Below are 25165 nucleotides of genomic sequence, written 5' to 3'. Positions count from 1 at the left end.
GAACTGCTCTGAATACTTACCCATTTGAACACCCCCATGAGGTCGGATTGGTGTCCAACTTCTTGGGGGCAGTTCACCGCGTGGGAATGCCTGGCGTGACGCTCTGCGTCACAAATCATTCAAGACCGGACGCAGAGCGTCCAGAACGTCATGCGACGCGGAGCGACGTACGAGAGTTGAGACGTGCGTGGTCTCACCCCCAACGCTTGAATATCAATGACGTATTCACCCCGCCAAAGGCAAAGTTGTTGTTCATCACATATTCGTTACTCATCCGCCGGGGTTCGCCGACGATGTAGTCCAGTTCGCCGCACTGGGTATCGATGTCGACCAGGTTCAGCGTATGAATGTAGCGGTCGCTGTTGAGCATTTCGATGCTGAACCATGACTCCAGCGCGCCGCAGGCTCCCAGCGTGTGGCCGAGGAAGCTTTTCTGCGAGCTCAGTGGCATGCGTGAGCCGAACAGGCTGCTGGTGGCCAGGGTTTCGGCGATGTCGCCCTGTTCGGTGGCGGTGCCATGGCCATTGACGTAGCCGATGGCTTCGGGAGGCAGGTTGGCATCTTCCAGGGCCAGTTCCATGGCGCGACGCATGGTGGCCTGCTCGGGACGAGTGCTGTGGGCGCCGTCGGCATTGCTGCCGAAGCCGACAATTTCGGCATAGATGTGCGCGCCACGTGCCTGAGCGTGCTCAAGTTCTTCGAGCACCAGCATGCCGCCGCCTTCACCGATCACCAGGCCGTCTCGCCCGCTGTCGTAGGGGCGTGGTGTGCTGTGTGGCGCGTCATTCTTGAGGCTGGTGGCGTACAGCGCGTCGAACACCATGGCCTCGGTCGGGCACAGCTCTTCGGCCCCGCCGGCCAGCATCAGCGGCAGACGGCCGAACTTGATCGCCTCGTAGGCATAGCCGATGCCCTGGCTGCCACTGGTACAGGCGCTGGAGGTCGGAATCAGGCGTCCGGTCAGGCCGAAGAAAATGCTGATGTTGGCAGCGGTGGTGTGCGGCATCATCCGCACGTAGGAGTTGGCGTTCAGGCCCACAGCCACCGAGTTGATCAACATGTTGCCGAAAGCCTTGATCTCGTCGGTGCTGCCGGTGGACGAGCCGCAGGCCGTGCCCATGCGGCCGTCGCGAATGAGCGGATCATTCAGCAGCCCGGCGTCGATCAGCGCTTGCTCCGCAGCAGCCACCGCCAGTCGCGACACGCGGCCCATGCTGCGCAGTTGCTTGCGTGTCCAGTGTGCGGGCACCGCGAAATCGTCGATGGGGCCAGCCAGTCGGGTATTCAGTTCGGCGAAACGGTTCCACTCGTCCATTCTGCGGATGCCGCTGCGATTGGCGGTGAAGCTCGCATCGATTGTCGGCCAGTCGCTGCCCACCGAGGTAATGCCGGACATCCCGGTGACGACCACACGCTTCATCAACACAGCCCTCCGTTGACGGCCAGCACCTGACGGGTGATGTAGCTTGCTTCGGCCGACATCAGGAAATTCACGGCACCCGCCACTTCCTCGGGCGTGCCCATGCGTTGCGCCGGGATCATCTTCATCAGTTCGTCGACTGGCACGTTCTCGTCCAGCATTGCGGTGTCGATCAGCCCCGGCGCGACGCAGTTGACGGTGATCTTGCGTTTGCCCAGTTCGATGGCCAGCGCCTTGGCGGCACCGATAAGCCCTGCCTTGGATGCGCTGTAATTGACCTGGCCGCGATTGCCGATCAGCCCGGAAACCGAGGTGATGCAGACAATACGGCCCGCCGCGCGACGGCGAATCATCGGCATGGTCAGCGGGTGCAGCACGTTATAGAAACCGTCCAGGTTGGTACGCAGCACCTGATCCCAGTCATCATCGCTGAGTGCCGGAAAAGCGCCGTCGCGGGTCAGCCCGGCGTTGAGCACCACGCCGTAATAAGCGCCGTGGGTCTCCACATCAGCTTCCAGAATCGCCTTGCAGGCGGCCCGGTCCGAGACATCGAATTGCAGCACGCGCGCCTGACGGCCCAGCGCAACGATTTCGGCCTGTACGGCTTCGGCCTCGCTGCGACCTGTGCGGCAATGCAGGATCAGGTCGTATCCGGCCTGGGCCAGACGCAGGGCGATGGCGCGGCCGATGCCACGGCTGGAGCCGGTGACCAGTATCGATTCAGTCATGCCGGGGCTCCTTCAGCCAGATAGTCAGCAGTGTTGGGCGGGCAATATACATTGAGTCGGGCAAAAGCCTTGATATCCGGTCCGGTCAGGGTGCATTCGAACACGCCCATGCCGCTGTCGTCCTGCAAGGAGCGCACGGCATGGATATGCAGCTCGCTGCCCAGCGGGAAGCGCGTTACGTTGCATTCGAACTTGCGGCTGCCGAGCAGAAACCCCAGCTTGACCGCTTCACCCTTGGTGCGCGCCTGGCAACCGGCATAGGCCGCGACGCTCTGGGCCATCAGCTCTACGCCAAGCCAGGCGGGCAGGCTGCCGTCCGGCTGGTTGAACAGACCATCGGCGCGCACGGTCAGGCGGGTTTTAATCTGCTCTTGGTCAAAACTCAGCACCTGATCGATGAGAATCATGTCGCCAGCATGGGGGATGAGTTCGGCGAGCGGCCACTCGGTCATGGGGCATCTCCGATAATCAGGCTGATGTTGTTGCCACCGAAGGCAAACGAGTTGCTCATCATGTAACGAGCATTTGCAGGTGCCAGGCGCGAACCTGGCAGTGTCCATTGCAGTGCAGGCAATAGCGGGTCAGCTTCGCCATCCCACAAGTGCGGGGGCAGTGCCTGTTCGCTGTTGTCCGGTGCCAGGCTCAACCAGCAAAACGCGACTTCCAGCGCACCCGCCGCGCCCAGCGTGTGGCCGCTGAGCGGCTTTGTCGACGAGCAGGGCACACCGTTCGGGAATACCGCCTGCACGGCCAGGCTTTCCATCGCATCGTTATGCGGCGTAGCGGTGCCATGCAGGTTCAGATAGCCGATCTGTGCGGCATCGAGTCGGGCATTGCCCAACGCTTGCAGCATGGCATCCCGCGCACCCCGCCCGGTAGGTTCGGGGGCCGAGATGTGGTGGGCGTCGCAACTGGCACCCGCGCCCAGCAGGGCAATCGAGTGGCTGTTGGCAGCTTCGCGGGTCATCAGAAACAGCGCTGCCGCCTCGCCGATGTTTATCCCGTTGCGGTGCGTGGAAAACGGATTGCACAGTTGTGGCGACATGGCTTCAAGCGCCGAGAACCCATTGAGGGTCAACCTGCACAGGCTGTCGACTCCGCCGCACAGCACCGCATCGCACAGGCCCATGTCCAGCGCCCGGCGTGCGCTGAGCAGCGCCCGCGCGCTGGACGTGCAGGCTGTGGAAATCACATAGGCCGGGCCGCTCAATTGCAGCCAGCTGGCCAGGAAGTTCGCCGGTGCGCCCAGTTCCTGTTGGCGATAATCGTAATCGTCGGGGAAGGTCTTATCACGCAGCCAGCTTGCCATGCTCTCGCTTGCTTCATCGATACCCGAGGTGCTGGTGCCGACGATCACGCCAATCCGCCCGGCTCCGTAGCGCGCGATAGCCTGACGAATGTCATCTTCGATCTGCAAGGCCGCGGCCAGCAGCAACTGGTTGTTGCGGCTACGCTGCGATTGCATGGCGGGCGGAATGGGCGGCAATGCGGATTTGACCGCGCCGACCGGCAACGCGCGTTCCGGCACCCAGCCGCTTTCGAACACCATGCCCGAGCTGTCGCCTGCGAACAGTCTGCGCGACACCTCTTCACGGCTGTCGCCCAGCGAGCAGATCAGGCCCAGCGCATTGAGATAGGCAGTCATGGCATGCTCTCGTCGTTCAGCGGTGTAACCCTGTAGCTCAACCCGTCCTTGAGACGGATGGTGTAGGCGTTGGCTGACTGATATTCGACCAGCCAGCGATCATCCAGACGCCGCTGCATACCCTGGCGGTATGCCGTGGGGTAGCGGCCATGCATTTCCAGATCCGAGGTCATGGCGAACATTATTGCCGCAAACAGCTCGCGTGCTTCGGGGTTGGGGGGCAGCAGACCGTCGGCTTGCCATTGTCCGTTGATCAGCAACTGGCGAGCCTGGGGGATACCCAGCGGGTCCATCATCGACCAGCGCAACCCGGCGTTTTCGCGCTGGATGACCAGCATCCAGTCTTGCCGCTGATCAGCCTGTCGGCGTTCGATGTGCAGCTGCATCGGCAATTGCATCGTCGGTGCGGTAGTCGGCAGCGGTGCCTGTGCAGCACAGCCGCCCAGCAGCAGAAAGGCCAGAAATAATACCCGGATCATGATGCGCCACCTTGTAGCGGTTTGCGGGCCACGACATTGACCAGCGTTTCCTCACGTTGCCCGAACGGCCTGGGCTTTTGCAGTTTCAAGACTTCGAGCAGGCCGAAGTCCCTGGCGCGGCTCCACCACAGGTAAGGGTACGAAACATGCTGTGCATCGAACTCGAAACCCTGGTCGCGGATCATCTGCAGATACTGCGCCGCGCTTTTCTGAACGTGCATGGGGTGACGGAACAGCCAGCGAATTACCCAGGTGTCGATGTACGCCTCGGTGGACTCGGCGAACAGCAGGTAACCGCCTGGCTTGAGTACACGATAAAACTCGGCCAGCGCCTGCTCTTGCTCGACCAGATGATGAAAGGTCTGGTGACAGAACAGCAGATCGACGCTGGCGTCCGGCACTTGCAGCGCCGCGCAGTCACTGCCGATCAGCTCGACCTCTATGCCTTTGGCGCGCGCCTCCTGACGGCTCATCTCCAGGCTGTGCAGGTCGGCATCGACACCAATCAGCCTTGAAGGCTGAAAAACCCTGCTCAGGTGCTGAAACGACTTGCCCTGCCCGCAACCGGCGTCGAGTAAAACCGGTGCGGCCGGAAGCGCGCTATCGAACAGGCTGCGCAAGTCGTCTATCGCCACGCGCAGCACGCGGTACTGCCAGATGTTGCTGCGCAGAAACCACAGGCCGAAGCGGGTTTCCTCAACATAGCTGTCACTCAGGAACGGTCGATTCATGAGTCACCGTCCGCGCAGATTTCCGAGAGCGTGCGCAAGCGGCGTTTAGGCTCGCTGACAAACGGGTTGCGCTCATCCCAGGCATAACCGGCCAGAATCGAGCTGATCATGCGGCGGATGTCCGGAGCGCTGCCGGGGTAGAAAATCACGCTCTGGAACGTACCGTCGTACCAGCCCTCGACATAGGCGCGAAAGGTGTCGACGCCACGTTTCAGCGGAACGGCGAACTCGCTTTCCCAGTCCACGCTCTCACCCTGCAATTGTCGATTCAGCACGCCAGCGGCCATGCTCGCCGAACGCATGGCGATGGTCACGCCAGATGAAAACACCGGGTCGAGGAATTCCGCCGCATTGCCCAACAGCGCAAAGCCTTTGCCATGAAGGGTTTTGACGTTGGCCGAGTAACCGCCGATGGTCCTTGCCGGTGTATCCCAGACCGCATTTTTCAGCACGCTGGCCAGTTGCGGTGTTTCATCGATAAAGGCGCGCAGGCAGGCATCCAGATCCTCGGGCTTGTCTTTGAAGCGCTCGGCCGAGGCCACGACGCCTATCGAACAGCGACCTTCGCTGAACGGGATCGACCAGAACCACACATCGCTGTGCTGCGGATGGATGCTGACCAGGATCTTCTGACGGTCGAAGGGCGGGCTTTCGATATGGTCTTCGATATGGGTAAACACCGCCTGACGCACCGGAAAGCCCGACGGCGCTTCCAGGTCCAGCAGGCGCGGCAGTACGCGGCCATAGCCGCTGGCGTCGAGTACGAAGCTGGCCTGCACGCTGTATTCGCTGCCGTCCTCACGCCTCACACGCAAAACCGGCTGCGGGCCATCGAAGTCGGCGCTGATGATCTCTTCCTGATAGCGGATGTCCACGCCTTGCAGCGCAGCCTGATCGGCGAGCAGTTTGTCGAACTCGCTGCGCTGCACCTGAAAGGTCGTCGGCTTGCCGTTGCTGAAGGTATCGCCAAAATCGAAATCGCTGTACTGCTCGCCGCGCGCAAAGGCAGCACCGTTCTTGAGCTGGAAACCGGCGGCCTGCACGGCGTCGAGCATCCCGGCTTCTTCGACGAAGTCCAGGCAATGGCACAGCAGGCTTTCGCCGATGGAGAAGCGCGGGAACAGCTGGCGCTCGATGATCAGCACGTCATGGCCCTGGCGTTTGAGCAGGGCAGCCGCTATTGAACCGGCCGGGCCGGCACCGATGATGACGACCTGACGAATTTCCCTATCAGTGATGGGCACAGGTATTCCTTTTCGGTTGGGCGGTGGCTGGGAGTGACGACAACGCTGCAAGACTCATGCGTGTGGCCCTTCAGCATTGGCTGGCGAATGAAGCCCTTTACGCGGGCTGGCCCAGGGCGCCAGGAGGAAGCTGAACGCCAGCCCCAGACTGACCGACAGGCCGAAGTTGCTGATCGCCGGGGTGCCGGAAACAGCCAGCAGGCCGAACGACAGCCAGGTGGTGACCGCTGCCAGCAGCGTGCCCAGCAGGCTGACCGCCGCGCCGCCTATCTGCTCGCGCATCAGAATGGCGTAATCGACGCTGATCGCCGTGACCAGCAGCAGGCCGAACAGGCTGAACAGAGTCAGCGGCTGACCGAGCCAGCCCAGGCTGGCGAGGCTGCACAGGGCCGCCAGCAGGGGCAGGGCGACAATGCGCAACGCACCGCCGAAGCCAAACGGAGCGATCAGCAGCAGGACGATCAGTACGCACGATGCCAGCTTCAATTCCGCTGCGCTGATCTGCGTGTGGGCGAACACCTCGTTGAGCTCACCCAGACGGTCGACCAGTTGCACGCCCTCCAGGCCGATGGCCTGCACGCGCAGCAACGCCATGCTGTTCATGCCACGCAGGCTGACGATGCTGGCTACCTGAGCGTCGCCTTCGGCATCTTCGCTGGCGCCCAGCCAGAGCGTGCGCCACGGTTCGCTGAGCGGGCCTTGAAGCGCCTGATCAATGTCTTGCGTTGGCAGTGCCTGCAATTGCGCGAGTTCGGTTTTCAGTGCGTTGGCCGGAACGCCAAGCTGTACCAGTGGCGCCCAGTGTTGCGGCAATTTGCCCAGTGCATCACGGGTCAGTTGCTGCTCGGCAGGCGAATCCAGCAACTGGTTGAGCGCCATGTAACCCTGCAGCTTGTCCATGCTGACCAGTTGATCGAGCCGCTGAGTCAGTGCCGACTGCCGATCCAGCAACTGCTGTTGATCCTTGCCGCGCACCAGAAAGAACTGGCTGGTGGGCTGATAACCGGTAATCCGCGCGATAGCCTGGGCTTCGTCGGTCAATGCCTGAGGTGCCGAGACCCATTGGCGAATATCGTTCTTGGTAGCCAGATGCCAGAGCCCGCCACCGCAGAAGGCCAACAGCAGCACCAGCAGAATCGGCGTGCTGATGCGCTGCAACAGCGCAGCGCGGCAATCGAGCATCAGTTGCGCCAGTTTCAGCGGCCATTGCGCGGGGCTGATTTCGACTTTTGCAAGCAGTGCAGGCAGCAGACACACCGCGGTCAGGTAAGCGCCGATCAGGCCAGCGGCGGAGAACACGGCAATTTGTGTCAGTGCCGGGAACGGCGTCCAGGCCAGGGCGAGATAGCCGATACAACTGGTGATCAGGCTCAGCGTCAGGCCCGGCAGGGTCAGGCGCAAGGCGGGCCAGCTGCGCCAGGGTTTCAGGCTCCAGCTCTTGGACAGATAATGCAGCGGGTAATCCACCGCCACACCAATCAGGCTGGAGCCCAGCACCAGCGTCATGACGTGCATGCTGCCAAACAGCGCCACGCAAGCCACTGCGCCGAAGAGCATGCCGACCACCACCGGTACGAACGCCAGCAGCACGCTCCAGCGGCGGAATGCGAGCAACAGCAGCAACAGGATGCCGAGCGTTGCGCCGCCGCCCACCCAGGTGATTTCCCGGCTGGCCTGCTTCTGCCCGTCGGCGGCGTACAGCAGGCCGCTGGCGGCGAGCAATTGACCACCGGCCTGCTGTGCCTGCACCCGCGCTTGCGCCAGCAGGTCCGCGACCTGACCGGGCAGGTGCAGATCGAAAGCATCGGTTCGAGTTCGCGAACGCAGCAGTACCCAGCTTTTGCCCTCGGCGCTGGCAATCAGCGCGCCACTGGCCAGATCCGCCTCGACCGAGCCCTGTTTCGGCAAGCCGTTCTGGATACGCCCGGTCAGCCCCAGCCAGTCATCCTGACCCGGCACCAGGCTGAACCCGGCAAACGGGTCGAAGAGTGTTTGTACGCGCTGCTCGATGAAAGTCTTCGGCTCATCGATCAACAGAGCGCGATCGGCTGCCGGCAACATCGCGATTCGCCCTTGCAGCAACTGGGTGCGCAACGCAGGCAGATCAGCTTGCAGCGACCACTGAACCTTCTCGAACAGGCCGCTCGATTGCCATTGCTCCGCCAGCGTGCGAGCCAGTTCCACAGCCTGCTGGCGGTCGGTGTGTCCCACCAGCACGAGCATTTCGCGATTGAGCGGCTCCTGCATGCGCTTTTCGGCGCTCACCACCAGTTCGTCGTTGTCAGTGCCCGGCACCAGTTCCATGAGGTTGGCCGACAGCGGTGAGCGGTCGTGCCACTGCCAGCCGGCCAGCGCCAGCACGCTTGCCAGAATCAGCAGGAACAGTCGCGGCAATAGCCGCTCAGTCTTTGAAGTCATTGCGCTGCGCATCGGTCAGGGTGGGGGCACTGCTGCTGTCGATCATTTTCAGGACGGTACTGTCGCCCTGGGTTTCCAGCAACTCGATACGCTGGACCAGTTCGCCGCCATCGATGTTGATCTGTTTGAACACTTGTTGCAGCAGCACCGAGCGCGGCGTGAGCGTGAGTCGCCAGGCGTTTGCGTCGCCCTTGAGCTGCAAGTCGAAATCCCGTTGCAGGCCGCTGCTGTCGCCCTGCAGTACAGCAAGGAACAAGCGGTTCTGCTCGGCCCCGGCGTTCTTGTTCGGTACGGGCTTCCAGGTGCTGACGTCGCCCACGCTTTCGCGGCGGGAAATGCCGCTGGCATTGATGCGGTAATCCTGTTTCAGCGGTGTTTCCAGCAGCCAGAGCAGCCCGAAATCCCTGGCGAGCACGAAGCGGCCCTTGCTGAGCAGCGGTTGCGGCAGGGCGCGCAGGTGTTTTTCCTGAATGAAGCGCCCTTGCACCACCGCAGGTTTAGCCAGCTGGTCACTCAGTTGTTGCAGATCGAAAGCCTGCGCCAGTGAAGACAGGCACAGCAACCCCAGTAGCAGCAAGGCGCGAAACGGACGGTTCATGGCAAGGCTCTCTTCACTGCATCGATAAAGACCTGGGGCGAAGCCAGTTGCATTTCCCGGCTCTGGCTGTCGACCGCAACCTGCACGGTGCTGGCGCGGGTCAGGCGTTCGCCGGTGTGTGCGTCGGTGATCAGGTAGTTGATCTTCAGACGGTTCTCCCACTCCACCAGACTGGCGCGTACGTTCAGTGTCTGGCCGAACACCGCGCTGCGCACATAGCGCAATTGCAGGTCGATCACCGGCCAACCATAACCGGATTCGAGCATCTGCATGTAGTTATGACCGATGTGGTCGAGCAATGCGCAGCGGGCGACTTCCAGGTATTTGACGTAATGCCCGTGCCAGACGATGTTCATCATGTCGACGTCGAAAAACGGCACCACGATTTCGGTGTCGACGTGCAGAAAACCCTTACTGCGCATGCAACCTCCAGCGGCGGTTGGCAATATGTTTCAGGCACAGGCGCAGTTCATTCTCCAGCGCCCGGTCTTCGATGACAGGGGCAAAGTCCTCGCCCAGTTGTTGGTGCATGGCCGCCAGTGCCGGTGGCAGCGGGCGCGCATCGGCGGCCTTGCTGCGCAGCCATATACCCTGGTTGGCGGCGATAAGCGTGGCGGCGGCAACCTGCTCGGTCAGCTCCAGCACTCGAATGGCGTCACGCGCAGCGATGGTGCCCATGCTCACCTTGTCCTGATTGTGGCATTCGGTGGAGCGCGAGAACACGCTGGCCGGCATTGTGTTTTTCAATGCTTCGGCGGTCCATGCGCTGGTGCCTATCTGCACCGCCTTGAAACCGTGATTGAGCATGGCCCGCTCGGCGCTGGCCCCCGACAGATTGCTCGGCAAGCCGTGGTTGTAACGTTCGTCGACCAGCAGCGCCAGTTGCCGGTCGAGCAGGTCTGCGACATTGGCCACCAGCGTTTTCAGGCTGTCCATGGCAAACGCAATGTGCCCGCCGTAGAAATGCCCGCCGTGCAACACGCGCTCTGCTTCGGCATCGATGATCGGGTTGTCGTTGGCGCTGTTCAGCTCGATCTCGATGAACGAGCGCAGCCAGTTCAGGCTGTCGGCCAGCACGCCCAGCACATGCGGTGCGCAGCGCAGCGAATAGCGGTCCTGCAAGCGATGCAGCGGTGCGGTTGGCGCGTCGATGGCCAGGTCCTGACGCAACCATGCGGCTACCTGCATCTGACCCGGATGCGGCTTGGCGGCGAACAGGCGCTCGTCGAAGTGCTCCGGGTTGCCTTGCAGCGCCACCACGTTCATGGCGGTGATACGGGTCGCCAGTTGCAGCAGGTAATCGGCGCGGGCGAACGCCAGGCACGCGATGCCGGTCATGACCGCGGTACCGTTCATCAGCGCCAGCGCTTCCTTGGGGCGCAGCACCAGCGGCGTCCAGCCCAGTTCGCGGTGCACATCGCTGGCCGGACGGCGCTCGCCACGGAACATCACGTCGCGCTCGCCGGACAGGGTCGCGGCCACGTAAGACAGCGGGGTCAGATCACCGCTGGCACCCACCGAGCCCTCTTCCGGGATCAGCGGCAGCACGTCGTGATCGATAAACGCCTGCAAACGCTCAAGCAGTTCGACACGCACCCCGGAAACGCGTTGGCACAGTGACTGCAAACGCGCCGCCAGCACTGCCCGGGTGGCCTGGGCGTCCAGCAGCTTGCCCAGCCCGCAGCCGTGAAACGTGTACAAATGTTGCGGCAGCGCCTCGACATGCTCCAGCGGCACGGCCACCACGCAGGAGTCGCCGTAGCCGGTGGTGACGCCGTAGATCACGCCTTCCTTGTTCAGTAACGAATCGAGAAACTGCGCGCCCCTGGCGATGCGTGCGCGAAATTCAGCGTCGCCTTGCAACGCACTCGGCGCCTGACGATTGGCCAGGGCCAGTACGTCTTCGATACACAAGGCGCGCTCACCGAAAATGATCGGGTCAGGAGCTTGAATCATCATCGGACTTCCAGAATGGGTAGAAATTGAACCACTGCTGCGGGGCTTCCAGGCAGTAGTGCCCAAGACGCTCGGCATAACGTGTGGCCCAGTGGGCGATGACCTGGGCGCGGTCGCTGCGCCGCCATTCGATGGCGTCGGCGAACGGTTCGAGAATCACCCGATAGCCCTTCGGGCCTTTAAGGCAGAAAAACAGATTGACCTGGCATTTGAGCAGACCGGCCAGCAGCCACGGGCCTTGCGGGAACGTCGCGGGCTGGCCCAGAAAGTCGACCCGCACATTGCGCCCGCCGTGCAGGGCAACGCGGTCACCGGCGATGGCCAGCCACTCGCCTTCGTCCAGACGCTGGCTGAGTTGCAGCATGATCGCCGGGTCCAGTTCGCTGACCTGAATCAGCCGCAGGTTAGTCGCTCCGGCTTCACCGAGCAGGCGATTGAAGCGTTCGGCGTGCTTGGTGTGCACCAGCACGTTCATGGTGACTTTTTCGCCGAGTTCGGCCAGTGCGCGGCACACCTCAAGGTTGCCCAGATGTGCCCCGACCAGCATTTGTCCGCGCTCGCCGCGCAGGTTGTGACGCAGCAGGGCAGGGTCGATGATCTCGATCTGCTCGATGCCCAGCCTGCCGTTCCACACGTCAAGCTTGTCGAGCAGTGCCTCGGCGAAGGCCATGAACTGGCCAAACACGCTCCGCTGGCTGGGGCGCAGTTCGGGTCTGGCGCTCCAGTCCGCCAGGCGCTGCTGGTATTCCCAGATGCTGTGTCGGGCACGGCGGCCGAAGGCGAAGAAATATAGAACGATGCCATACAGCACCGGGCTGAGCAGGCGACGACCGAGCACGCGCATGCCCCAGGCGGTAAGCTTCATGAGCAGGAAACTGCCACGCTCTTCGTGACTGGCCCAATGTTCCTTGGGCGATTTTTCAATGGTCATGAGCGCCACCGTCGCCAGAGGATCACCGGCAGACGCATCAGCATGCCGAAGAACAGCTTGGCGTGCATTTTCGAGATCAGGGCGTTGTCGTGAAACAGGCGGAAATGCGACAGGCCGTCCTGCGGATAGTGAACGCGGGTCGGCAGCCAGCGCATCGCCTGGCCGCGCCATGACAGGCGCACGAGAATTTCCGAGTCGAAGTCCATGCGCCTGCCGATCTGCACGCTGTCGATCAGCGCCAGAACCGGGGCCAGCGGGTAGAGCCGAAAGCCGCACATGGAATCGCGAATGTGCAGCGACAGGGTGTTGATCCATACCCAGACGTGGGTGAGATAACGGGCGTACAGGCGGCCTTTGGGCACGCTTTCGTCGTACTGCGGATAGCCACAGATCAACGCTTGCGGGTACTGGCGTGACTGCTCCAGAAACACCGGAATATCGCTCAGGTCATGCTGACCGTCGGCATCGACCTGCAGCGCATGGCTGAAACCCAGGCGTGCCGCTTCGCGAAACCCGGCCATGACCGCGCCGCCCTTGCCTTGATTGACCGGCAGGCACAACAGGTAGATATCCTCACCCTGCGCCAGTTGCTGTAACACTGCGGCGCAAGCCGGGCTGCTGGCATCGTCCACCAGTATGCAGGGCAAGCCTGCATTGCGGACGGCCTTGACCACGTTGGGCACGGCCAGCTCGTGGTCGAACACCGGAATGATCACGCAAGGCTTATGCATGGCCGCCCTCCAGCACAATCCGGCCACTGGAGCAGGGTGCGTTTTCGCTGTTGTGAAAGGCGAAATGCAGCTTTGAGCGTGCGGCATCGAAGCGCAGGGTCAATTTCAGGCGGTCGCCGGGGCGCACCAGTTGCTGAAACTTGAGCACTTCCATGCCGGCAAAGTCGGGTGGCAGATTCAACAGGCGCTGCCCCAGACTGATCGCCCATTCGACCTGAACCACGCCGGGCAAGACCGGTGCCTTGGGAAAGTGGCCGCTGAAAAATGCCAGATCTGGCGGGACGCTCAATTGCAGGTGCAGCTCGCCTTCGACGTTCTGTTGCTCAAGCACTTCTGGCTGTTTCGAGCGTGGCGCCAGCAGCAGCGCCTCGACCTCTGCCTGAGGCAGCTTGCCCTGGGCGTTGAGCGGCATCTGCCGCAGCAGACGCCAGCGACGCGGCAGAGCGATGGTTTCGCAATGCGGTTGCAGGTACTGTCGCAAGGCTTCGGTGAGCGCCCGACGGCCCTGATTGCGCAGGGCCAGCAAGCCCGCGTCGCTCAGCACCAGCAGCGCGCCCAGCGAGGCACGGTTTGCCTGCACCACGCCAAGGCGCGCTTCACTCACCCACGAGTGAGCCGCGAGGGCCTGCTCGATCAGCGGCAAGGACACGCGTTTCTCTTCGAGTTTGACGATGCGGTCGAGCCTGCCGAGCAGTTCGAAGCGCCCGTCTGCACCGATCAGCGCCGCATCGGCGGTCTGCTCGACATGACCGGGCGGCAGATAGGGCGAGCTGATGCGCAGCGCACCCTCGTTGTCCTGACTCAGCTCTACGCCATCGAAGGCTTGCCAGCGTTGTTCGCCCTGCCGCCAGGCGATGCCACCGGTTTCCGAACTGCCGAGAATTTCCGTCGGCCACTGGCCAAGACGTTGTTGCAGGCTTTGCGCCGCTTCGGCTGGCAATGCGCCGCCGGATGAAAACACCCGGCGCACGGCGCTGAGGCTGCTCCAGTCGAGGTTGTCGCCCATGCGCTTGAGCAGTGCCGGGCTGGCGACCCAGGCAAAGGACGGGTATTCGCGGCTGGCGCGTTGCAGGTCTTCGGCAAACGGCAACTGGCGGCGCACGAACGGGCGTGCGGCGCACAGCGGCCATAACAAACGGAACAGCAGCCCATAAATATGTTGCGTCGCAACGCTGCCGATCATGCATGCCGAACCAAGCTGCGCGCCCCACAACTGTTCCAGCCCGCAGACTTCGTTGGCCAGCTGGCGCAGGCGTTTTTCAATCAGTTTGGGCTCGCCACTGGAACCCGAGGTGCACAGGCTCAACCGGCACTGGTCAAGGTCGAGCGCTGCTGGAGCCAGTTGCACGGCGTGCAGATCGCTTAAATGCGTGTCGTGCGCCAGATCGGTCAGCCACAGGTCGACCTGATTGGCCCAGCGCTCGCGGGTCTGGCCTTGCAAGTCCGCGGGCAGCAACACATGCACACCGGCGCGCCAGGCGCCGAACAAGGCGACGGCCAGGTCAGCGGCATCTTCCAGGTGTACCGCAAGGTTTTTGATACCGCGGGCTTGCAGTCCTGCGGCCACGCTCAGTGCCTGATCACGAAATTGCGCGTGGTCCAGGGTCGGGGCCAGCGTCAGCAGCCGGTCGGGCAGGGCGTCGAGCAGCAAGTGTTCAAGGTTCAACCAGTTCATGCGATCCATTTCATTTGCCGCCCGCAGCGGGTGGGCGGACTATCCATTCAACAGCGAACAACAGGCCCATCAACCCGTAGGAAACCAGGCCGGTGTACAGCGTCCACCAGGACAACGGTGCCCAGAGCGTCAGTATGGCTGCCGTGAGGCCATTGGCGAGGAAGAACAGGCACCAGATCTGCGTGACTTTACGGGTGTAGCGGATGCCGGACTCGGGCAGTTCAGGGCGGTTTATGCGCGCCATTCTTTCCACGATCGGCGGGCCGTAGACCAGGCTTGAACCGAACAGGCCGAGCATGAACGCGCTGACCAGTACCGGATACCAGCGCAGCATCAGGTGGCTGTCGAGTACGCCCAGCGCCACGCAAAAAACCAGGGCGACAATCGCCATCGCCAGGCTGCCTGGCTTGCGCTCGCCGGTCAGTGCGCGCGCCAGCCACAGGCTGCCCAGCAGCAGCGCGAACTGCCACGGGGCGAAGTGTTCGGTTCCCCAGTAGACGGCAAACGGATACAGCACACCGGCCAGTACCAGAATCAGGCCAATCAGCCGCTTCATTCGGCCGTATTGACCAGTTTGTAGACGGCCTCTACCACGTCGTTCACGGTTCTGACTGATTTGAACTCTTCAGCGGCAATCTTCTTGCCGGTCTTGCGTTTGATGTGGTCGATCAGGTCCACGGCATCGATGCTGTCGATTTCCAGATCCTGATACAGGTTGGCTTCAAGTGTGACCCTCTCAGGCTCCAGTTCGAACAGTTCCACCATTGCGGCGCGCAGGATTTCGAAGATGTCTTCACGGGTTTGCATGTTCAATTCTCAGGCCGGTTGTCTGGCGCTGACGAAGGCCGCAAGGCTGTCGACGCTGGCGAAATGGTTACGGGTGTCCTTTGCATCGGCATCGATCTTGATGCCATAGCGTTTCTGGATGGCCAGGCCCAGTTCGAGCGCATCCACCGAGTCCAGTCCCAGTCCTTCGCCGAATAGCGTCATATCGTTGCCGATATCTTCCGGGGTGATGTCTTCGAGGCCCAGGGCATCGATGATCAACAATTTAATGTCCTGGTGCAGATCGCTCATCTGAGGCGAGCTCCTTGGTGAAATAGTCATGCAGGTAATCGTTGAGCTTGCGGGACGCCACGGGCGGCGGACCCAGCGAACTGAAGGCGGTGGGGTCTATATCGGCACCGACGCGCAAACTGAAGTGCACGCGGCGTTGTGCAATGCGATACCAGGGCTCGGCCTTGGTCAGAGTGGTCGGCTGGACCTTGATGGTCACCGGGGTGATCATGCTCGCGCCACGCAGTGCAATGGCGGCCGCGCCCCGGTGAAAGACCGGCGGCTGACCCGGCTGGGTGCGGGTGCCTTCGGGGAAAATAATCAGTGTCTGGCCGCTTTGCAGGCGCTCCACGGCGGCATCGAGCATGTCCATGCTGCCGTCGTTGCTGATGTAACCGGTGGAGCGCACCGGGCCGCGGGTGAACGGGTTTTCCCACAGGCTGCGCTTGACCACGCAATTGGCGTCACGCACCAGCCCGATCAGGAACACCACGTCGATCAGTGACGGGTGGTTGGCAATGATCATCTGCCCGGGGCGGCCGAGCTTTTCGGCTCCCTGCACCTCGTAGGTCAACACGCCCATGCGCGCCATGATGCGGATGAACAGCCAGAACAGGCGGCTGATGGTCCGCCTGGCGCGGCGCTGATGACTGGCTACACTGCCGGGCAGGCAACTCAGTATCGGAAAAACGAACAAGCGCAGACACAGGCCGCTGAACCCGAACAGGGCAAAGCTGAAGGCGGTTGCCAGCAAACGCCAGTAATAAGCATCCTGACGTTTTTTCAGTTCTTGCGTTGCCAGTTCCATAACCGGTTATTCCAGGGGTGCAGGCAGACGGATTGATCAGTGTGCAAGGCTTGCAGCAGATTCAATGCGTGGGGCCATCGAGTCTGCGGGTTCCCTTGTGTGTCGCTGTGCAAAGACAATTCCCACTCGTTGCCGGGCGTCAGCAGCAAGCCGACCGCGTAGGGAAAGGGCACGTCATCAATCCATTGTGCATAAGCGTGTGGTGGCTGCTCTTCAGTCACCACAAGCAATACTGCTTCTGCACCCTCGGCCAGCAACGCTGCGGCCTCGAACGCTCCATACTCCAGCCCGTCGCCTGCGGCGGCCAGGGCTGTCATCTCACTTGTTTCACCGCGCATGATCGACCACAGACCAATCACTGCGTTATGCACTGAAAGGCTGAACTGGGTCGGTGAAACCGGCTCGTTCGCGGCCAGATCGCGCAGAATTTCAAACGTTCTCGGGGTTTCTCCGTGGCGCGAGACAAACACCAGCGGTACGCGTCCCAAGCCTTCAGTCAATGGCCAGCCGACGGCAAATGCCATTCTGGCCATGCGGCCCAGGCGGCGGCGTTGCATGGCAGGCAGGAAAGACACGTCTGGCGCGGCGTCACTGGTTTCCAGCAACGTCGGATTGCGGCTCCATTGCAACCAGTCGTCAGCGCTCGCCAGGCCCGGAGCCCAGGCATGCCATCGTGCAATGTTGAAGGTGATCAAGACTTCTCTTCCCGCCCCTGCGGGCTTGTTTCTCGCTACATCGATATCAGGTAGATATCAGCCTGGGTGCGGTAATTTGACCGAGTGCGCGCATTATCCCGATGGGGGTCATTACTAGCAAATTTGTTACATAAAAACCGTTTACAGACGTGTATTTTAAAGTTCAAGTCTGGTTTCAGGATGACAGGCAGGTACGTGCCGTTTTGCGATAAGCTCGCTGTTGTCATATGCACTGCCTAGACTCTACACCTCTTAAGGTCGTTATCGGCCACACCTGCTGTTTCTTCATCTTTCAAGGAACCCAAAGCATGCGTCGCGTGGTATTCAATCAGAAGGGCGGTGTAGGCAAATCGAGCATCGCCTGCAATCTGGCTGCAGTCAGCGCTCACGAAGGCTATCGGACGTTGTTGATCGATCTCGATGCCCAGGCCAACTCGACTCAGTACCTCACCGGGCTTACCGGTCAGGATATTCCGATGGGTATTGCCGAGTTCTTCAAGAACACGCTGTCAGCAGCACCGTTCGCCAAGAAAAACCACGTCGATATCTATGAAACACCGTTCGATAACCTGCATGTGGTCACGGCCACTGCCGAGCTTGCCGACTTGCAGCCCAAACTTGAGGCGAAACACAAGATCAACAAGCTGCGCAAACTGCTCGACGAATTGAGTGAGGATTACGAGCGGATTTATCTGGATACGCCGCCAGCACTGAACTTTTATGCGGTTTCGGCGCTTATTGCGTCTGATCGTGTGTTGATCCCGTTCGACTGCGACAGTTTTTCCCGACAAGCTCTGTACGGGCTGATGCGCGAGATCGAGGAGCTGAAAGAGGATCACAACGAAGATCTTCAGGTTGAAGGCATCATCGTCAACCAGTTCCAGCCCCGAGCCAGCCTGCCGCAGCAGATGCTCGACGAGCTGATCGCCGAGGGTCTGCCGGTGTTGCCGGTCTACCTGGGCGCATCGGTGAAAATGCGCGAGTCTCATCAGGCCAACCTGCCGCTGATCCACCTGGACCCACGGCACAAACTGACGCAGCAGTTCATGGAACTGCATCACTTGCTCGAGACCAACGCCCATCCGTGATGGGCATACCTATACGGAGCCTTGGCGCTATAGTTGAAACGCAAGTCATGTGGGAGCGAGCTTGCTCGCGAAGGGGCCGGTACAGACCCCGAAAGCAGGGCGTTTAAACCACCGCATTCGTGAGCAAGCTCACTCCCACAAAGCATGTGTATGCTGACTACGGAGCATGGGCACGAGATTCGCAACTCAACATGGCTGCGAAAGAGGCCTTAGTACTTCGGGCGTATAGCTGCCGTCTCTCAATGAGCGCGCCAGATGTTCGGCATAGAGTCGCGCTGTCGAGGCCAGTTCTCCGGGGATGTCGACGGTCGCGTCCATGTCGGCCCGGACGTGCTCCTGCGAGGTGGTCAGCGTATTGCTGCCGGGTGCGCAGCCACACTGCACCTCATGACCCTGAGTAGCGACCGCCACCAGATCGTCGACATACGTAGGGTTGCCCTGGGCGATGAAGCCAATCTCCCCGCATGCCGGGCACCACACCGGGTCGCCCATGCGGGCCACGCGACGCAGGTCGATGACCTCGCTTGCCGATGCGCTCAGTACAAAACCGCCGGTGGTGGTGAGATCGCCTTCCCTGACTATGAACGACATGGCAGTGCTTCCTTTGAGGTCTGGAAGCCTGAAGGCTAGGCGTAAAACCGCTACTCAGGTGCGCAGAAGTTCTGTTAAAGACCGGTCCTACACAAAGATCAGCAGGGCGTTTCGCGGATGTTACGGGCACCAATAAAGGTGATCAAAAAATGATCACTTTTACTATCGTTACTCCAGCCGTAACGATTCGCCTCGCTGCTTGATTGATGCCTGCCCCTATCGCTCCTAAGGTGGCCCACGACAGCAAAATCGTGGAGCGATCATGACAACAACTTCCCCCGACGCACGCTGGACACGTCGTCGCACCGAGAAGCAGCGGCGTCTGGAGCAGGTGCGGGCGCTGGCCGATGGCGTAGTGCTGCCGACCGACAAGATTGTCTCGGCGCTGGAGGCCTTGCTGGTTTCCGGTGATCGGGTGGTGCTTGAGGGCAACAACCAGAAGCAGGCGGACTTCCTGTCCCGCGCGCTGGCCAAAGTCGATCCGGGCAAGGTGCATGACCTGCACATGATCATGCCAAGCGTTGGCCGCGCCGAGCATCTGGACCTTTTCGAGCAAGGCATCGCACGCAAACTGGACTTCTCGTTTGCCGGCACACAAAGCCTGCGCATCAGCCAACTGCTGGAAGACGGCCTGCTGGAAATCGGTGCGATCCACACCTACATCGAACTGTATTCGCGGCTGGTGGTGGACCTGATTCCCAACGTGGTGCTGGCCGCAGGCTTCATGGCCGACCGGGCAGGCAACATCTACACCGGCCCGAGCACCGAGGACACCCCGGCGCTGATCGAGCCGGCCGCATTCAGCGATGGCATCGTCATCGTTCAGGTCAATCAATTGGTGGATGATGTCAGCGAACTGCCTCGCGTGGACATTCCGGCCTCGTGGGTCGATTTTGTGGTGGTGGCCGACAAGCCGTTCTACATCGAGCCGCTGTTCACCCGCGACCCGCGGCACATCAAGCCAGTGCACGTATTGATGGCGATGATGGCGATTCGCGGCATCTACGAAAAACACAACGTTCAGTCGCTGAACCACGGCATTGGCTTCAATACCGCAGCCATTGAACTGATTCTGCCGACTTACGGCGAGTCGCTGGGCCTCAAGGGCAAGATCTGCCGTAACTGGACGCTTAACCCGCATCCGACGCTGATCCCGGCCATCGAAAGCGGCTGGGTCGAGAGCGTGCATTGTTTCGGCACCGAACTGGGCATGGAAAACTACATCGCTGCGCGCCCGGATGTGTTCTTCACCGGACGCGACGGCTCGCTGCGTTCCAATCGCCAACTCTGTCAGCTGGCTGGCCAATATGCCGTTGACCTGTTCATCGGCGCGACCCTGCAGGTGGATGGCGACGGGCATTCCTCGACCGTCACCCGTGGCAGGCTGGCAGGTTTTGGCGGCGCGCCGAACATGGGCCATGATCCGCGCGGCCGACGTCATGCCACTCCGGCCTGGCTGGACATGCGCCAACAGAACGAGAGCGGCCCGGATGCCTATCTGGAACGCGGCAAAAAGCTCGTGGTGCAGATGGTCGAGACGTTTCAGGAAGGCGGTAAACCCACCTTCGTTGAAACCCTCGATGCGGTCGAGGTGGCAAAGAAAAGCGGCATGCCGCTGGCACCGATCATGATTTACGGCGACGACGTCACCCACTTGTTGACCGAAGAAGGCATCGCCTACCTCTACAAGGCCCGCAGCCTGGAAGAGCGTCAGGCGATGATCGCCGCCGTGGCGGGCGTGACCGTGATCGGCTTGCGCCATAACCCGAAAGACACTGCACGTATGCGTCGTGAAGGGCTGATCGCGCTTCCGGAAGACCTGGGTATCCGGCGTACCGATGCCAGCCGTGAACTGCTGGCGGCCAAGAGCATTGCCGATCTGGTTCAGTGGTCCGGTGGCCTGTACAGCCCGCCTGCCAAATTCAGGAGTTGGTGATGAGCGCACTTCAATTGACACCGCAAGCTGCTTCGCTTGCCGAGCGACTGGCCGATCTGGCCGTCGATGCCCTGATCGCCGAAGCCGACCTGTCGCCCAAGCCTGCACTGGTGGACCGGCGTGGCAGCGGCGCACACACCGACCTGCATCTGGGCCTGATGCATTCCTCGGCGCTGTCACTGTGGCCGACCTTCAAGTTAATGGCTGACGCCGCCGGGCAATTCAACACGGTGGGCCAGCCATTACGTGAGGCGCTCGGTCGTCTCGGTCGCGATGGCGAAGCCACGATGCTGCGCACCACCCAGGGTGTGAATACTCATCGAGGTGCGATCTGGGCACTGGGCCTGCTGGTGACGGCTGCCGCGCTGGACGCCCGCAACTGCGCACCCGAAGCCGTGCTCGCGCGGGCTGCCAGCCTGGCGCAGATCAAGGATCGCCAAGTGCTCGTGCAAGGCAGTCACGGTAATGAAGTGGTTCGCCGTTACGGTGTAATGGGCGCCCGAGAACAGGCGCAGCAAGGTTTCCCGGCAGTCAGGGATTTCGCCTTGCCGCAACTGCAACGCAGTCGCGCGGCGGGCAGTGGCGAGCAGAACGCCCGACTGGATGCGCTGCTGGCGATCATGACCACCCTGTCCGACACCTGCGTGCTGCATCGTGCCGGTATCGAAGGCTTGCACACCATGCAGCGCGGCGCTCAGCACGTGCTGGACGTTGGCGGCAGTGCCAGCCTTGCCGGGCGTCGCGCACTGAACCAACTGGATCAGCAACTGCTGGCGCTGAATGCTTCGCCTGGCGGCGCGGCTGATCTGCTGGCTGCCTGCCTGTTTATCGACGGCCTGGAGCCTGCGCTCGGCCGTGTTTCGAGGAGTGCCTGAAATGGAAACCCTGTCTTTTGAATTTCCTGCCGGACAGCCGCCCAAAGGCCGCGCGCTGGTGGGCGTGGTTGGCTCGGGTGATCTGGAAGTACTGCTGGAGCCCGGTTCGCCCGGCAAGTTGTCGATTCAGGTGGTGACCTCGGTCAACGGTGCCTCGCTGCGCTGGAAGCATCTTTTCGAGCGCATGTTCGACGGCCAGACCCCGCCTGCGCTGAGCATCGACATCCATGACTTCGGGGCAACGCCCGGCGTGGTGCGCTTGCGCCTGGAGCAGGGCTTTGAGGAGATCGGTCATGACTGATAATGCACGCTTGTTGAGCCAGCACAGTTTCATCGAACTCGGTGCCCGACAGCGCGCCCGCGCTCTGCTGGATGCCGACAGCTTCCGCGAATTGCTTGGCCCGTTTGATCGCGTCATGTCGCCCTGGCTTGCCAGGCAAGGCGTTGTCCCTCAAGCCGACGATGGCGTGGTGGTCGCCAAGGGGACTGTTGATGGACGGCCGGTAGTCATTGCGGCCATCGAAGGCTCGTTTCAGGGCGGCAGCATGGGCGAAGTCGGCGGCGCAAAAATGGCCGGTGCGCTTGAGCTGGCCGCCGAAGACAACCGCAACGGTATTCCCACCGCAGCCATCGTGCTGCTGGAAACCGGTGGCGTGCGTTTGCAGGAAGCCAATCTGGGTCTGGCGGCGATTGCCGAGATTCATGCCGCGATGGTCGATTTGCGTCAGTACCAGCCGGTAATCGGCGTAGTGGCGGGCAGCGTCGGCTGTTTTGGCGGGATGTCCATCGCTGCTGGCTTGTGCAGTTATCTGTTGGTGACCCAGGAAGCTCGCCTGGGCCTGAACGGCCCGCAGGTGATCGAGCAGGAAGCCGGCATCGAAGAATACGACTCCCGTGACCGCCCGTTCATCTGGAGCCTGACCGGTGGCGAGCAGCGGTTTGCCAGTGATCTGGTGGACGGTTTTGCCGCAGACGATGTGGCCGATGTCCGGCAGCAGGTCAGCGGCTGGCTCAAGCAGGGCGTACCGGCAGCGCATCGCAGTAGCCAGTACGAACTGTTTCTGCAGCGCCTCACCAGCCTCGACACCGACGCGCAAATCGATCCGCAACGTGTACGCACCCTTTATCAAGGAGCCCGGTCATGAGCTATTCACAACGGGGTTTGCACTGGTTCAACGCGTTGAGCGCAGGTGCTACGCAAGTTGACGGTCTGCCTGCCTCGCTCAAGGTCGCCGATGGCTTGCTGGGCGACCAGCCAGTGCGCTTTGTGGCGGTAGTTGCCGATACCGGCAATCGTTTCCCTCGGGCGCGTCAGGGCGAGGTCGGTCTGCTGGAAGGCTGGGGCCTGGCCAAAGCTGTGGATGATGCCATCGAGCAGGACCGCGACCGCGCCGAAAAACGTGCACTGATTGCGATTGTCGATGTGCCGAGCCAGGCCTATGGCCGCCGCGAAGAAGCGCTGGGCATTCATCAGGCGCTGGCCGGTGCGGTGGACAGCTATGCGCGGGCACGTCTTGCCGGGCATGCGGTGATTGGTCTGCTGGTCGGCAAGGCTATGTCCGGCGCGTTTCTGGCCCACGGGTATCAGGCCAATCGGTTGATCGCACTGCGTGATCCCGGCGTGATGGTGCATGCGATGGGCAAGGCTTCCGCCGCTCGGGTAACGCTGCGCAGTGTCGAAGACCTGGAAAAGCTCGCCGCCAGCATCCCGCCAATGGCCTACGACATCGACAGCTATGCCAGCCTTGGTCTGCTGTGGGAAACCCTTTCGGTCAGCCAGATCGAGCAGCCCACTGCGAACGACCTGACTCAGGTCCGCAATGTTCTGAGCAGCGCGATCAAAGACGTGCAGGCCAGCGGGGTCGACCTGAGCAGCCGTCTGGGCGCGAGCAATCGTGCGGCATCGGCTACCGTGCGCCAGTTGCTGCGGGCGCAATGGTGATCGACAGCGCTTGCGCAGTACTGCCCCATGATTTGCTGTGGGGCATGCCACTGTCTGCCTTGCCGGACGATGCGCCCAAATGGGCGGTTGAAACGGTGCTGGCCGGGCAGCCGGTCGTGGTGCGTCGGCAGGCCATGCCAGCCGGTCAGGTGGCCGTGGGGTTGCGCGGCTACGGTCGTGAGCAGCGCTATGCCGCGAGCATGCTGTTGACGGATGTCTATCGGCGGGTAACCCCCGAACAACTGGTCTTGTGCCCGACCGAGAATACTCAGGGCTGGCCCGCGTTGCGTGCCTTGCGCCAGGTCCGCCCGGTGATGGATGCGCTGGAACTGGTCTGGGGTGTCGGTGGCAGCGCCGGGTTCGAATTGGCCAGTGGTATTGCGGCGTTGAATCAGGACAGCGATCTGGACCTGATTTTGCGTACGCCTGAGCCGTTAAGTCGCAGTTGCGCAGCCGAATTGGTCGAGGCGCTGGAAACATCGGTCTGCCGGGTCGATGTCCAGCTGCAACTCGATCATGGCGCTGTGGCGCTGCGTGAATGGGCGCGGCCAGCGGGGCGGGTGTTGCTCAAGACCGCAGCAGGGGCGCGGCTGGTTGCAGATCCGTGGCATCTGATCGAGGCGTGCGCATGAGCAGCCTGTGGGTGTTCCCCGGTCAGGGCGCGCAGCAGGCCGGCATGCTGCATCAGTTGCCTGACGACCCTGTCGTCCACGATTGCCTGCAGCAAGCTGCCGATGCTCTGGGCGAAGACGTACTGGCGCTGGACAGCACTCAGGCGCTGCAAGCGACCCGCGCCGTCCAGCTTTGCCTGTTGATCGCCGGTGTCGCCTGCGCCCGCCTGTTGCAGGCGCGCGACTGTGTGCCGGACTACGTTGCAGGGCTGTCCATCGGCGCTTATCCGGCAGCGGTGATTTCGGGGGCGTTGGCCTTTGACGATGCCGTGCGCCTGGTCGCGTTGCGCGGCGAGTTGATGCAGAACGCCTGGCCCGAAGGTTATGGCATGACTGCGGTGATCGGTCTGGACCAGACACAGGTCGAGGCGCTGATCAGGCAAGTACACAGCCCGCAAATGCCGGTGTTTCTCGCCAATATCAACGCCGACAACCAGATGGTGATCTCGGGCAGCGCCGAGGCGATGCAGCAGGTCGGTCATTTGGCCAAGGCGTCGGGGGCCGCGGCGGTCAAGCGTCTTGCGGTCAGCGTGCCGTCGCATTGCGCCTTGCTGGAAGCTCCCGCGCAGCAACTGGCAGAAGCCTTTTCAAGGATTGCGTTGCAGGCACCGAAGATACGTTACCTCAGCGGCAGTACGGCGCGTCCGCTGCTGAATGCCGAAAAACTGCGCGACGACCTGGCCTTCAACATGTGCCGGGTCATCGATTGGCGCAGCACCGTGGAAACTGCCTGGGAGCGAGGCGTGCGCCTGCACATCGAATTGCCGCCCGGTGCCGTGTTGACCGGGCTGGCGCGCAAAGTCTTCCAGCAAGGAACAGCGCTGGCCTTTCAGGCTGCGCGTCTGGACAGCCTGATCGCGCTGTCGCGCGAGGAGGGTCGCCGCACTCCATAGAGCCGCCGTGCAGCTGCTACGAAGGACAAAAACAACAACTTCAGCAATGCAAAC

At 61.9% G+C, this 25165-nt stretch carries 28 protein-coding genes; 8 read left to right on the top strand and 20 right to left on the bottom strand.

Going from position 1 to position 25165, the window contains the following annotated elements:
• Positions 1-193 precede the first annotated feature (193 nt).
• Genes AO068_RS04490 through AO068_RS04400 form a run of 19 tightly spaced genes read right to left on the bottom strand, consistent with a single transcriptional unit; the run spans position 194 to position 17115 of the window.
• Positions 194-1420, bottom strand: coding sequence for a beta-ketoacyl-ACP synthase (locus AO068_RS04490; RefSeq protein ID WP_058407758.1), 1227 nt, complete (start codon positions 1418-1420; stop codon positions 194-196).
• Complete coding sequence (gene fabG, locus AO068_RS04485; RefSeq protein ID WP_058399814.1) at positions 1420-2148, bottom strand: 3-oxoacyl-ACP reductase FabG; 729 nt, start codon at positions 2146-2148, stop codon at positions 1420-1422. The genes AO068_RS04490 and fabG overlap by 1 nt, the downstream gene beginning before the upstream one ends.
• Positions 2145-2600 (bottom strand): ApeP family dehydratase, encoded by a 456-nt coding sequence (locus AO068_RS04480; protein ID WP_058407757.1) that lies wholly within the window; start codon positions 2598-2600, stop codon positions 2145-2147. Before AO068_RS04480 ends, fabG begins: the two co-directional genes overlap by 4 nt.
• Positions 2597-3793: a beta-ketoacyl-[acyl-carrier-protein] synthase family protein gene (locus tag AO068_RS04475; RefSeq protein WP_058407756.1), complete on the bottom strand. Its 1197-nt coding sequence runs from the start codon at positions 3791-3793 to the stop codon at positions 2597-2599. Before AO068_RS04475 ends, AO068_RS04480 begins: the two co-directional genes overlap by 4 nt.
• A complete protein-coding gene (locus tag AO068_RS04470; protein WP_002551675.1) occupies positions 3790-4272 on the bottom strand; it encodes a hypothetical protein in 483 nt (160 codons plus the stop codon). Before AO068_RS04470 ends, AO068_RS04475 begins: the two co-directional genes overlap by 4 nt.
• Positions 4269-5003, bottom strand: coding sequence for a class I SAM-dependent methyltransferase (locus AO068_RS04465; RefSeq protein WP_058407755.1), 735 nt, complete (start codon positions 5001-5003; stop codon positions 4269-4271). Before AO068_RS04465 ends, AO068_RS04470 begins: the two co-directional genes overlap by 4 nt.
• Positions 5000-6247 (bottom strand): NAD(P)/FAD-dependent oxidoreductase, encoded by a 1248-nt coding sequence (locus AO068_RS04460; protein ID WP_058407754.1) that lies wholly within the window; start codon positions 6245-6247, stop codon positions 5000-5002. Before AO068_RS04460 ends, AO068_RS04465 begins: the two co-directional genes overlap by 4 nt.
• 54 nt (positions 6248-6301) lie before the next feature.
• On the bottom strand, positions 6302-8665 hold the full coding sequence (locus tag AO068_RS04455) for an MMPL family transporter (protein WP_058407760.1): 2364 nt from the start codon (positions 8663-8665) through the stop codon (positions 6302-6304).
• Positions 8649-9263: an outer membrane lipoprotein carrier protein LolA gene (locus AO068_RS04450; protein ID WP_058407753.1), complete on the bottom strand. Its 615-nt coding sequence runs from the start codon at positions 9261-9263 to the stop codon at positions 8649-8651. The genes AO068_RS04455 and AO068_RS04450 overlap by 17 nt, the downstream gene beginning before the upstream one ends.
• The gene (locus AO068_RS04445; RefSeq protein WP_002551680.1) at positions 9260-9685 is read right to left on the bottom strand and encodes an acyl-CoA thioesterase; all 426 of its coding nucleotides are present in this window, start codon (positions 9683-9685) and stop codon (positions 9260-9262) included. The genes AO068_RS04450 and AO068_RS04445 overlap by 4 nt, the downstream gene beginning before the upstream one ends.
• Positions 9675-11222 (bottom strand): HAL/PAL/TAL family ammonia-lyase, encoded by a 1548-nt coding sequence (locus AO068_RS04440; protein WP_058407752.1) that lies wholly within the window; start codon positions 11220-11222, stop codon positions 9675-9677. The genes AO068_RS04445 and AO068_RS04440 overlap by 11 nt, the downstream gene beginning before the upstream one ends.
• Positions 11203-12150 (bottom strand): LpxL/LpxP family acyltransferase, encoded by a 948-nt coding sequence (locus AO068_RS04435; protein ID WP_058407751.1) that lies wholly within the window; start codon positions 12148-12150, stop codon positions 11203-11205. Before AO068_RS04435 ends, AO068_RS04440 begins: the two co-directional genes overlap by 20 nt.
• Entirely contained in the window at positions 12147-12881 is a 735-nt protein-coding gene (locus AO068_RS04430) for a glycosyltransferase family 2 protein (protein ID WP_058399822.1), read from the bottom strand. The genes AO068_RS04435 and AO068_RS04430 overlap by 4 nt, the downstream gene beginning before the upstream one ends.
• The gene (locus tag AO068_RS04425; RefSeq protein WP_058407759.1) at positions 12874-14556 is read right to left on the bottom strand and encodes an acyl-CoA synthetase family protein; all 1683 of its coding nucleotides are present in this window, start codon (positions 14554-14556) and stop codon (positions 12874-12876) included. Before AO068_RS04425 ends, AO068_RS04430 begins: the two co-directional genes overlap by 8 nt.
• 10 nt (positions 14557-14566) lie before the next feature.
• Positions 14567-15112 (bottom strand): hypothetical protein, encoded by a 546-nt coding sequence (locus AO068_RS04420; RefSeq protein WP_058399823.1) that lies wholly within the window; start codon positions 15110-15112, stop codon positions 14567-14569.
• Positions 15109-15363: an acyl carrier protein gene (locus AO068_RS04415; protein ID WP_002551686.1), complete on the bottom strand. Its 255-nt coding sequence runs from the start codon at positions 15361-15363 to the stop codon at positions 15109-15111. Before AO068_RS04415 ends, AO068_RS04420 begins: the two co-directional genes overlap by 4 nt.
• 9 nt (positions 15364-15372) lie before the next feature.
• Positions 15373-15633, bottom strand: coding sequence for a phosphopantetheine-binding protein (locus AO068_RS04410; protein WP_002551687.1), 261 nt, complete (start codon positions 15631-15633; stop codon positions 15373-15375).
• Positions 15608-16420, bottom strand: coding sequence for a lysophospholipid acyltransferase family protein (locus tag AO068_RS04405; protein WP_058399824.1), 813 nt, complete (start codon positions 16418-16420; stop codon positions 15608-15610). The genes AO068_RS04410 and AO068_RS04405 overlap by 26 nt, the downstream gene beginning before the upstream one ends.
• Positions 16396-17115, bottom strand: coding sequence for a beta-ketoacyl synthase chain length factor (locus AO068_RS04400; RefSeq protein ID WP_002551689.1), 720 nt, complete (start codon positions 17113-17115; stop codon positions 16396-16398). The genes AO068_RS04405 and AO068_RS04400 overlap by 25 nt, the downstream gene beginning before the upstream one ends.
• 308 nt (positions 17116-17423) lie before the next feature.
• Between AO068_RS04400 and AO068_RS04395 the strand changes: the two genes are divergently transcribed.
• On the top strand, positions 17424-18203 hold the full coding sequence (locus tag AO068_RS04395; RefSeq protein WP_058399825.1) for a ParA family protein: 780 nt from the start codon (positions 17424-17426) through the stop codon (positions 18201-18203).
• A 186-nt stretch (positions 18204-18389) separates the two neighbouring features.
• On the opposite strand, the gene AO068_RS04390 is transcribed toward AO068_RS04395, so the two are convergent.
• Positions 18390-18794 (bottom strand): PAAR domain-containing protein, encoded by a 405-nt coding sequence (locus AO068_RS04390; RefSeq protein WP_058407750.1) that lies wholly within the window; start codon positions 18792-18794, stop codon positions 18390-18392.
• 262 nt (positions 18795-19056) lie between these two features.
• Here AO068_RS04390 and mdcA point away from each other — a divergent pair, with 262 nt between their 5' ends.
• The 7 genes from mdcA to mdcH are packed head-to-tail and all read left to right on the top strand — an operon-like array spanning position 19057 to position 25111.
• Positions 19057-20730, top strand: a complete 1674-nt coding sequence (gene mdcA, locus AO068_RS04385) for a malonate decarboxylase subunit alpha (protein WP_404944459.1) — start codon at positions 19057-19059, stop codon at positions 20728-20730.
• Entirely contained in the window at positions 20730-21605 is an 876-nt protein-coding gene (locus AO068_RS04380) for a triphosphoribosyl-dephospho-CoA synthase (protein ID WP_058407748.1), read from the top strand. The genes mdcA and AO068_RS04380 overlap by 1 nt, the downstream gene beginning before the upstream one ends.
• A gap of 1 nt (position 21606) precedes the next feature.
• A complete protein-coding gene (locus tag AO068_RS04375) occupies positions 21607-21906 on the top strand; it encodes a malonate decarboxylase subunit delta (protein WP_004654333.1) in 300 nt (99 codons plus the stop codon).
• A complete protein-coding gene (locus tag AO068_RS04370) occupies positions 21899-22750 on the top strand; it encodes a biotin-independent malonate decarboxylase subunit beta (RefSeq protein ID WP_058407747.1) in 852 nt (283 codons plus the stop codon). The genes AO068_RS04375 and AO068_RS04370 overlap by 8 nt, the downstream gene beginning before the upstream one ends.
• Positions 22747-23547 (top strand): biotin-independent malonate decarboxylase subunit gamma, encoded by an 801-nt coding sequence (mdcE, locus tag AO068_RS04365; protein WP_057402743.1) that lies wholly within the window; start codon positions 22747-22749, stop codon positions 23545-23547. Before AO068_RS04370 ends, mdcE begins: the two co-directional genes overlap by 4 nt.
• On the top strand, positions 23541-24179 hold the full coding sequence (locus AO068_RS04360; RefSeq protein ID WP_058407746.1) for a malonate decarboxylase holo-ACP synthase: 639 nt from the start codon (positions 23541-23543) through the stop codon (positions 24177-24179). Before mdcE ends, AO068_RS04360 begins: the two co-directional genes overlap by 7 nt.
• Positions 24176-25111 carry a malonate decarboxylase subunit epsilon gene (gene mdcH, locus AO068_RS04355; protein ID WP_058407745.1) on the top strand — a complete coding sequence of 312 codons (936 nt, stop codon included), beginning with the start codon at positions 24176-24178 and terminating at the stop codon, positions 25109-25111. The genes AO068_RS04360 and mdcH overlap by 4 nt, the downstream gene beginning before the upstream one ends.
• Positions 25112-25165 lie beyond the last annotated feature (54 nt).

Source organism: Pseudomonas sp. ICMP 3272, assembly GCF_001466905.1.
Classification (GTDB): Bacteria; Pseudomonadota; Gammaproteobacteria; order Pseudomonadales; family Pseudomonadaceae; genus Aquipseudomonas; species Aquipseudomonas amygdali.
Note: the sequence above shows the minus strand (reverse complement) of the source record. Positions and strands in the feature narration are given on the sequence as shown.